The organism is Pseudomonas sp. IPO3749 (assembly GCF_013386605.1).
Classification (GTDB): domain Bacteria; phylum Pseudomonadota; class Gammaproteobacteria; order Pseudomonadales; family Pseudomonadaceae; genus Aquipseudomonas; species Aquipseudomonas azotoformans_A.
Window position 1 is genome coordinate 1 of the sequence record NZ_JACARN010000136.1, and the last position, 9,690, is coordinate 9,690.

Annotated in this window: 8 protein-coding genes and 1 pseudogene; 3 read left to right on the forward strand and 6 right to left on the reverse strand. The window is 61.9% G+C overall.

Going from position 1 to position 9,690, the window contains the following annotated elements:
* Positions 1 to 122: 122 nt before the first annotated feature.
* The 5 genes from HX812_RS31580 to HX812_RS31600 all read right to left on the reverse strand — a co-directional run bounded on the left by HX812_RS31580 (position 123) and on the right by HX812_RS31600 (position 4,862).
* Positions 123 to 347, reverse strand: a complete 225-nt coding sequence (locus tag HX812_RS31580) for an MbtH family protein (RefSeq protein ID WP_038841721.1) — start codon at positions 345 to 347, stop codon at positions 123 to 125.
* A gap of 82 nt (positions 348 to 429) precedes the next feature.
* Positions 430 to 1,824, reverse strand: coding sequence for an aspartate aminotransferase family protein (locus tag HX812_RS31585; protein WP_038841719.1), 1,395 nt, complete (start codon positions 1,822 to 1,824; stop codon positions 430 to 432).
* A gap of 141 nt (positions 1,825 to 1,965) precedes the next feature.
* A complete protein-coding gene (locus HX812_RS31590; RefSeq protein WP_038841716.1) occupies positions 1,966 to 2,739 on the reverse strand; it encodes an N-acetylmuramoyl-L-alanine amidase in 774 nt (257 codons plus the stop codon).
* Positions 2,740 to 2,862: 123 nt separating this feature from the next.
* A complete protein-coding gene (locus HX812_RS31595) occupies positions 2,863 to 4,185 on the reverse strand; it encodes an ATP-binding protein (RefSeq protein WP_028617286.1) in 1,323 nt (440 codons plus the stop codon).
* The gene (locus tag HX812_RS31600; RefSeq protein WP_010208813.1) at positions 4,182 to 4,862 is read right to left on the reverse strand and encodes a response regulator; all 681 of its coding nucleotides are present in this window, start codon (positions 4,860 to 4,862) and stop codon (positions 4,182 to 4,184) included. Before HX812_RS31600 ends, HX812_RS31595 begins: the two co-directional genes overlap by 4 nt.
* Positions 4,863 to 5,023: 161 nt before the next feature.
* Here HX812_RS31600 and dsbD point away from each other — a divergent pair, with 161 nt between their 5' ends.
* From dsbD to dsbG, 3 genes are read left to right on the forward strand one after another with little or no spacing between them, the layout of a single operon-like run.
* Positions 5,024 to 6,751: a protein-disulfide reductase DsbD gene (gene dsbD, locus HX812_RS31605; protein ID WP_038841710.1), complete on the forward strand. Its 1,728-nt coding sequence runs from the start codon at positions 5,024 to 5,026 to the stop codon at positions 6,749 to 6,751.
* Positions 6,752 to 7,597 (forward strand): TlpA disulfide reductase family protein, encoded by an 846-nt coding sequence (locus HX812_RS31610; protein WP_038841707.1) that lies wholly within the window; start codon positions 6,752 to 6,754, stop codon positions 7,595 to 7,597.
* Positions 7,573 to 8,334: a thiol:disulfide interchange protein DsbG gene (gene dsbG, locus HX812_RS31615; RefSeq protein WP_038841704.1), complete on the forward strand. Its 762-nt coding sequence runs from the start codon at positions 7,573 to 7,575 to the stop codon at positions 8,332 to 8,334. Before HX812_RS31610 ends, dsbG begins: the two co-directional genes overlap by 25 nt.
* Before the next feature lie 75 nt (positions 8,335 to 8,409).
* On the opposite strand, the pseudogene HX812_RS31620 reads toward dsbG, so the two are convergent.
* Positions 8,410 to 9,690: pseudogene (locus HX812_RS31620) on the reverse strand (hypothetical protein); the annotation flags it as partial.

Genomic DNA, 9,690 nt, shown 5'->3' on the forward strand with positions numbered 1-9,690 from the left:
GAGCGGGCTTGCCCCGCGCTGGGCTGCGCAGCAGCCCCTAAAAAGCCGGGAGCGCTTCGCACTCCAGCGCGAGCAAGCTCGCTCACCACAGAAGCCCGCTCACCACAGTAAGCCCACCCGTCTCAGCCCGCGAGCGCAGCCCCGTCCATCTTCTGGCGCAAGCTCAACGGACGCATATCCGTCCAGACTTCTTCGATGTAGGCCAGGCATTCTTTCTTCAGGCCGCTCTTGCCTACGGTGCGCCAGCCTTCTGGCACGGCCTTGTAGTCGGGCCAGATGGAATACTGTTCTTCGTGGTTGACCACTACCTGAAACAGGATGTCGTCGCGGTCAAATACTGAGGTCATTGCTGTTCTCCATCGCTGAAAGACTGGCTGCGCACCGCGCGCAGCACTGATATCTGTAGAAACGTACCAAGCGTGCAAAAAATTAGAGGCTGGCGACCGCCGCCGCCAACGCTCGCCCGAAGATGTCCGCCACCTGGTCGACTTCAGCCGCAGTAATCACCAGCGGCGGCAGGAAACGCACCACGCTGCCGTGCCGGCCACCGAGTTCCAGGATCAAGCCGCGCTTGAGGCATTCACGCTGCACCAGTGGCGCCAGTTGGCGGTGCACCGGTGGGTGACCCTGGATGTCTAGTGGGCCATTCGGGTCTACCAGTTCCACACCCAGCATCAGCCCACGACCGCGAATATCGCCCAGCTGTGGAAAGTCGCGTTGCAGGATGCGCAGGTGTTCGCCCAAGCGTTCGCCCATAGCGGCAGCGTGACCGGCCAAGTCATGCTCCTTGAGGTAGCGCATCACCGCCGAGCCTGCCGCCATCGCCATTTGGTTGCCACGGAAAGTGCCGGCATGGGCGCCCGGCAGCCAGGTGTCGAGCCAGTCGCGATACACCACCACCGCCAACGGCAGGCTGCCGCCGATGGCCTTGGACATCACCACCACATCCGGAATGATGCCGGCGTGTTCGAAGGCAAACATCTTGCCGGTGCGACCGAAACCGCTCTGAATTTCATCAACGATCAACGCCACGCCCGCCTGCTCGGTGATACGGCGCAGGCCGCGCAGCCAGTCGAGATCCGCCGGAATCACACCGCCCTCGCCCTGCACCACTTCGACGATCACCGCCGCCGGCAATAGCACGCCCGCTTCGGGATCGTTCAGCAGGTTTTCCAGGTAATGCAGGTTGACCCGCACCCCTTCGGCGCCGCCCAGGCCGAACGGGCAACGGTAGTCGTAGGGGTACGGCAAAAACTGCACGCCATTGCCGAGCAAGGCCCCCAAGGGTTTTTTCGGCCCCAGGCTGCCCATCAGGCTCAACGCGCCCTGGCTCATGCCGTGGTAACCGCCCTGGAAGGACAGTACGGTGCTACGGCCAGTGGCAGTGCGTACCAGCTTCAATGCCGCTTCCACCGCATCCGTGCCAGTAGGGCCGCAGAACTGGATTTTCGCTTCCCGCGCCAACGCAGGCGGCAACAGGCCGAACAGGTCCTGTACAAACTGATCCTTGACCGGCGTCGTCAGGTCCAGGGTATGCAGAGGCAATTCATCGGCCAGCACTTGCTGGATCGCCTCGATCACCACCGGGTGGTTATGCCCCAGCGCCAACGTACCCGCACCGGCCAGGCAGTCGATGAAACGGCGGCCTTCCACGTCTTCCACGTAGAGGCCCTTGGCACGTTTGAGCGCCAGGGGAATGCGCCTAGGGTAGCTGCGGGCGTTGGATTCCTGCTGGCGCTGACGCGCGAGCAGCGGGGTTTCGTCGAACTGGTAAAGCGTTTCATGCACCTGGACGTCTTCGATACGGCTGGTAGCGACTGACATTTCTCGATCCCTCAATACGCTGATGATGGTGACCAAACTGCCGATCCGCTGGCGTCTGGCCCAAGGGGCATGCGCACGGATTTCCTGTTCTGGAAACGCACCAGCGTCAGGAGGATTTACTCCTCCGGTCGCGAAAAACCGTCAACTGCACAGCCCTTGGTACTTTTCATTCAACGCATAAAGAATCGCGCAGGTTTCAGCATCCAGAAACCCACGATAATCCCGTGGACGAAAGTGCATCTGAAACGCTCGCGTGCGCTGTTCAAACCCTCGCCGATTCTTCGCCGGCGCATACCCGTAGCGCTGAAACGCCCGCTCCACCTCGACTTCCGACGGCAGCCCCAGGCAGAAGCGGCGTTGATACATCGCCTGGGACGCTTCATCAAACCAGGCCCCTACCCCCGCGTCATGCAAGCGCCGCCACGGCAGACGCGGCCCTGGATCGCTCTTACGGCTGAACGCCACGTCCGAATGCCCGAGAATGTCGGTAGGCCCAATCTGTGGATAACGTCCGAGAATGTCGCGCACCAGGGCAATCAACACGTCGACTTGTTCCTCACCGTAGGCGGGAAAGGTGAACACACCGCCGTCATCCCGTGCCAGGTTGACGATCTCGATACCGACCGAGCGGCTGTTGAGGTTGTCGCGCCCCGCCCAATGACTCACCCCGGCATGCCAGGCGCGCTTGTCCTCTTCCACCAACCGAAACACCCGCAACTCTTCGTAGCCTGCGGCGCGGTAGCTGGGGTCGTCAGAGTCGGGCAGCAGGTAGTGCGCACTCACGCCATCCTGGGTCAGGGTGCGCAGGGATGAGCCAAAAGGTGCCGCGGTGTAATGCAGGATCACCTGCCGCACGGGCTCGCCGTTGCGTTCGTTGAAACCTTTGGCAGGGAAGCTTGTATCGATGACCAACATAAGAACCGTCCTTTTCAATACAGGCCGAGTCGTTCAGCCCGTTCAAGCGCAAAAAATTACCGCCATCCTGAAGGCTTGATCCTCAGGAGGGCGGTAACTATGTGGCACTTGAAAGAAAAGTGATCAGCGCCGTAGCGGCATGCCCAATTCGACGCGCAGGCCATCCGGCTGGCTGTCGAACTTCAAGGAGCAGGAGCAGCGCTGCACGATCGCTTGCACGATCGCCAGGCCCAGCCCGCAGCCTTCGCTGTTGCCATTGCGCCAAAAGCGTTGGGTCAGGTATTGCAGGTCCTCCGGCGAAATCTGCTTGCCGTGGTCACGCACGCAGAACACCACGTTATCCGCCTCGATCAATACGCGCAGTTCCACCCGCGTGTCCGCCGGCGTGTGGCGCAGGGCGTTGTCCAGCAGGTTGCGCAGGGCCGCGACCGCCAGGCCCACCGGCATTTCCACCGGGGTAACCGAGAGGTTATCCGGCAGGATCAGGTCGATGCGCGAGTTATCACCGGCATTGGCATCCTGGATGGCCAGCCGTGCCACGTCCTCGGCACTGGAGTGCATGCCATCGTCAAATGACAGGTTGCCCTCCACCCGCGCCAGCAGCAGCAATTGCTCCAGGGTGCGATGCAGGCGGTCGGCGCCCTCCTCGGCGTGGGCCAGGGATTGGTCGCGGGCTGCGCCGTCGGTCATGCGCGCTACTTGCAGGTGGGTCTTGATCGCCGTCAGCGGGCTGCGCAGTTCGTGGGCGGCGTCGCCGGTCAGGCGGCGTTCGCGCTCGATGGTCTTGGCGATGCGTTGCAACAATTGGTTCTGGGTGTCGAGCAGTGGCTTGAGTTCGCTGGGCAACGGGTGGATCTGCAGCGGTTCCAGGGAGTCCGCACTGCGCCGCATCAGAGCGTCACGCATGCGGTTGAGCGGCAGCAGGCTCTGGCCGATGCCCAACCACAGCAGGCACAGGCAGCCGAGCATTGCCACGCCGACCGGCACCGAAGCAGCCAGCAGGATCGACAGGTTCAACGCCTCACGCTCCACCTGACGGTCGGCGGTGGTGATCAACAGGTCACCACGGGACAGGGTGAAACTGCGCCAGTTCACGCCATCGATCACCTGGTCACGAAAGCCACTCTGGCGCGATTCCAGGCCTTCATCCGGCGTGGCATGACTGCGCGCCAGCACTTCGCCACGCAAGGAACTGACCTGGCACGCCATGCCACCCGGCACGTTGAGTTGTGCCCCATGGAAATGCGCACCGCCGCTCACACTGGCCAGGCCCGGCATTTGCTCGGTCAGCCCCGCCACCATGCGCGCCGACGCCACCAGGCGTTGGTCGAGAGAGAACATCATCTGGTTGCGCAGGTCGTTGAGCATCCAGGCCGCCGCCAGCGCCCAGATCAACACAAAAGCGGCGCCCAGCTTGAATGTCAGGCGCAGGCGCAGGCTTTTCACGATGCGTCCTCGCCCCCGTCCGCCGGGCCCAGGCGATAGCCGAGGCCGCGCACGGTCTCGACGATGCCGTTGCCCAATTTGCGCCGCAGGTGGTGGATATGCACGTTGAGGGCGTTGCTTTCCAATTCGTCATTGAAACCGTAGACGCTGTCCTTGAGCTGTTCGCTGGACAGCACCCGGCCTTTGTTATGCAACAGGGCCTGCAACAGCGCCTGCTCGCGGCGCGACAGGTCCACCGGCTCGCCGCCCAGGAAGGTTTCGCGGCTGCTGGGGTCGTAGGCCAGGCGGCCATGTTCGATCAGGTTGACGCTGCGCCCCGCCACCCGACGCAGCAGGGTTTGCAGACGGGCGGCGAGTTCGCGCAGGTCGAAGGGTTTGAGCAGGTAGTCGTCGGCGCCGGCCTGCAGGCCGTCGACACGGTTGGTCACTGAGTCGCGTGCGGTGAGGATCAGCACCGGAATCTCCAGGCCCTGGCTGCGCTGTTGCTGCAACAGCTTGAGGCCGTCCTCGTCCGGCAGGCCGAGGTCGAGCACCATGATGTCAAACGTGGCGGCCCTGAGCATCGCGCGCGCGGCACCGGCCGAGGCCACGCGCTCCACGGTAAAACCCTGGGCGGTCAGGCCGGCCACGATGCCGCTGGCGATCAGTTCGTCGTCTTCACAGACCAGTACGTGCATGGTGAACCCTTCATGAAAGATGGGGTGATTAAAAGTGCCGTGGATTAACTGCAGATTATGCCGCTAAACCCCCCACACTCAATCTAGAATAGCCTCGGTTAATCATCGGTTAATCAACGCCACACATTGTGTGCCTACTTGCATCGAACTAAGGCTTGACCATGCGGCATCTGTTTACCTTTCTGCTGGTGTTGTTCGCGGGGTTCGCCCAGGCCGCGCCGGGCAATCCGTTTGAGACCAAACCCGATTTCCTCCCGGTGGGCAAAGCCTTCACCTTTACCTCCGAACGTCTTGAAAGTGGCGAGACCCAGCTGTATTGGCAGATTGCCGACGGTTACTACCTCTACAAGCAACGCATGAAATTCGAGGGCCTGGCCGAAAAGCCCGCGTTGCCGCAAGGCGAGGCCCATAGCGATGAATTCTTCGGTGACCAGGAGGTGTATCGCCAGGGCCTGGAGGTGAAGATCCCGGCCGGCGCCACCGGCCAGGTCAAGCTCGGCTGGCAGGGCTGTGCCGATGCGGGCCTGTGCTATCCGCCGCAGTCGATGACCGTGGACCTGGGGGGCAACCCGGCCGTTGCCGCGACCGCCGAAGCCCAGGATCAGAGCCTGGCCAGTGGCCTGCAACAACGTAGCCTGGGTTGGAGCCTGCTGCTGTTCTTCGGCCTCGGCCTGTTGCTGGCATTTGCCCCCTGTTCGCTGCCGATGCTGCCGATCCTCGCCGGTCTGGTAGTCGGCAGTGGCGCCAGCCCACGCCGCGGGTTTGCCTTGGCCAGCAGCTATGTGGTGTGCATGGCGCTGGTGTATGCCGCACTGGGCGTAGTGGCCGCGCTGCTCGGCAGCAACCTCGCCGCGCTACTGCAAACTCCATGGATCCTCGGCAGTTTCGCCGCGCTGTTCGTCATTCTAGCCCTGCCGATGTTCGGTTTCTTCGAACTGCAACTGCCGGCCTTCCTGCGTGATCGCCTGGACAACGTCAGCCGCCAGCAAAGCGGCGGCAGCCTGGTCGGTGCGGGAGTTCTCGGCGCACTGTCCGGCCTGCTGGTGGGCCCGTGCATGACCGCCCCCCTGGCCGGAGCCCTGTTGTATATCGCCCAGAGCGGCAACGCCTTGCACGGCGGCCTGATCCTGTTCGCCATGGGCATCGGCATTGGCATTCCGCTGTTGCTGCTGGTGACCGTGGGCAATCGCTTCCTGCCCAAGCCGGGCACCTGGATGAACGTACTCAAGGGCGTCTTCGGCTTCCTGTTCCTCGGCACCGCCGTGCTGATGATTCGCCCAGTGGTCGATGAAAGCCTGTGGATCGGCCTGTGGGGCGCACTCGCGTTGGTGATGGCCTACTGCGGCTGGACCCTGGCCCGCGAATATGGCCTGGCGGCCAAGGTGTTTGGCGCCGGTTCCCTGGTGCTCGGCCTGTGGGGCGCGGTGCTGGTGGTGGGCGCAGCGGGTGGCAGCGATGACCTGTGGCAACCGTTGAAGGTCTACAGCGGCTCGCGGACTGCCGCCGCACCGAGCGCACACGACGCCTTCATGACCCTCAGCGACCCCGCCGTGCTGCAAAGCCAGCTCGATAGCGCCAAGGCCCAAGGCCAGTGGGTGCTGGTGGATTACTACGCCGACTGGTGCGTGTCGTGCAAGATCATGGAAAAACAGGTATTCGGTAAACCCGAGGTGATGGCTGCCCTGAAAGACGTGCGCCTGCTGCGCCTGGACGTCACCGCCGACAACGCCGCCAGCCGCGAGCTGCTCGGCCGCTACAAAGTCCCTGGCCCGCCGAGCTTCGTGTGGATCGGCCCGGACGGTGAAGAACGCCGCGCTCAACGCATCACCGGCGAAGTGGATGCCGCCGCCTTCCTGCAACGCTGGACGCACACCCGGGACGCCCTCTGAATGCTGACCCTGACCATCGGCACCTTCGCCATCGCCCTGAATCACATCCTGCTGATCAGCGCGCTGATTCTCGCCACCCTGGTGGGCTGGCGCGTGGCCAAGCGTGGTGGTGAAAACCCGGAATCGGTGCTGTTCAGCCTGTTCCTGCTGGGCATGCTGGTGGCCCGCGTCAGCTTTGTGCTGATGTACTGGAGTGACTACAGTCACGCGCCGCTGCAGATGGTCGACCTGCGCGACGGCGGCTTCCTCGCCTGGCCCGGTGTGATTGCGCTGATCCTGGGCGCGCTGCTCTACGGCTGGCGCCGCCCGGCCCTGCGCACGCCGCTGGCTGCCGGGGTGGCCACCGGCCTGGTGTTCTGGGGCCTGACCAGTCTGTCCCTGAGCCTCTACGACAAAGGCTCGCAACTGCCGGACATCACCCTGCGCAATGCCAATGGCGACGTGGTGCAACTGACCGATTACAAAGGCGGCCCGCTGGTGATCAACCTGTGGGCCACCTGGTGCCCGCCGTGCCGTCGCGAGATGCCGGTGCTGGAACGTGCCCAACACCAACGCCCCGACGTGACCTTCCTGTTCGTCAACCAGGCCGAAAGCATGCAGAGCGTCAGCACCTTCCTCGCCACCCAGGGCCTGACCCTCGACAACGTTTTATTCGACGCCAGCGGCCGCCTCGGCCAAGCCGTGGGCTCGATGGCCTTGCCGACGACGCTGTTCTATAGCGCCGAAGGGCGCCTGATCAACAGCCACCTCGGCGAACTGTCCCAAGCCAGCCTGGCCCGTGCCATGGAACCCTTCGACACCGCCCCACAAAGGAAACCGACATGCCTCGCCTCCGCCACCTGCTGACCCTGCTGCCGCTGACGCTCGCGGCCTCCCTGGCCCAGGCCGAAGACTGGCCGGCGCCGATCAAACAGATCGAGGCCAAGGGCGCCAAGATCCTCGGCAAATTCGACGCCCCCAGCGGCCTCACCGGCTACGCCGCCCAGTACCAGAACCGTGGCATGGCCCTGTACCTGACCGCCGACGGCAAAAGCGTGATCGCCGGCAACCTGTACGACGCCCAAGGCAACGACCTGAGCAGCGCGCCGCTGGAAAAACTGGTGTACGCGCCGATGGCCAAGGAAGTCTGGGCCAGAATGGAAAAAAGCAGCTGGATCCAGGACGGCGACGTAAAAGCCCCGCGCATCGTCTACCTGTTCAGCGACCCCAACTGCCCTTACTGCAATATGTTCTGGGAACAGGCGCGTCCGTGGGTGAAGGCCGGCAAAGTGCAGCTGCGCCACATCATGGTTGGCATCATCCGCGAAGACAGCCCAGGCAAATCCGCCGCGCTGTTCGCCGCCAAGGATCCGCAAAAAGCCCTTGAAGAACATGAAGCCGCCGGCAAAGGCAGTAAGTTGCAGGCGCTGGACAAGATCCCGGCGGATATCGAGGCCAAGCTTGATAGCAACATGAAGTTGATGGATGAGCTGGAATTGTCAGCGACGCCGGCAATTTTCTATCTGGATGACAAGGGAGGGTTGCAGCAACAGCAGGGGGCGCCTTCGCCGGAGAAGTTGGGGAAAATCATGGGGCCGAAGTGAGCCACGCGCGATTGCTTTAAAAAAAGGCCTCCGTTCTGCGGAGGCCTTTTGCTTGCTAGAGAACACTCACTTGAATCAGACCTCATACACCCGGAGCCAAGTCACCCTGAAGTCATTACCCGGCCCTGATCCCATACGAAGGTTATTGAGACTGAGCCTTACAGTCGTTGAAGAGGGAGTAAACGCGCCCTCAAGCAAATACCAGGTCGTGTCAGGTGTAATAACCGGGGTGATATCGGCTCCATTCACCCTAAGCACAAGCAGAGGAGGGTTAGGTACGCCGTTATCGTCCCGGACCCAGGCATGAAACCTATATAAACGCCCCGGTTCCAGATTATTGAAGACTCTAAAAAGTATCTCGCTCTGGGTGCTTGGGTTGGTTGTGCCTGTATATCCCCAATTCGTCAGCCAGTAGCCGTTACCCCAAGGATAGGGGCCGTAATCACGTCTCAGATCAGCAGGGTTGGTTGCCCCGGCGCCTCTCTGCCAGCTGTTCCAGTCTCTCCCATTTGGGTCGAATGGCGTTTCGTCAAGCAAGCGCTTACGAAGGATTAACTTCAACGCAGGAAAAGTAATTGCCTTGTTTACATCAACACCGCCGTCCGCGGTTAGCTTGAACACGAAAGTCAATTCCGTACCGGTTTCGTATTTATCCAACTCAAGTCGCTTAAGCGCGCGCGACAACCCGTTGGTGACATCCGCATTCGTAATCAACTCGGCATCCATTACCTTAAAGGTGTGGATAGACCCATTCCACAACTTGCCCGAACACTCCAGCCAGCCCCGTTGCCCGGTCAACATGAACCACCAATCGGGCACACCAATGTCAGCATCGGCACCAAATGTACGCAAATCCAGAATGCCGCCTGGCGTTGCAGGCGGCGTGGCCTGCGCCACTTCCGGCGTTGTCAGGCGCACAGGCTCGCTGACGTCAAGATCCAGATCTTTCGACGTCTGAATCTTGCAGGCACTGGTAACGGTGTAGTTGATCGTGAGCGTCTTGCCGCTTGCATGAATCACTTCCGTGCGATCAATAGGGAAGTCTACATATCCACGATTGTTGTCACCCTGCAAGGGGAGTAACGGTATGGAGGTGCCATCTGCCCGCTTAACATTCAACTGAATCTGGTGTTTGTCGCTTATGCCCGTGTAGGCAACCCGAACGGTCATGCCGTTTCTGGCGTTGTAAATCGTCAGTTGCTTGCCCACGGCTTCGAGCACTTCCGGAGCATCCAACACCAGGTTTTCCTGCTCGATGGTGAACGTCTGAACATCAAAGCTGGAAACCTTCTTCAGATCGCATTTGCCATCGAAGCTCACCGCCACATGCAGTTCAAAGTCACTGCAATCTTCCAG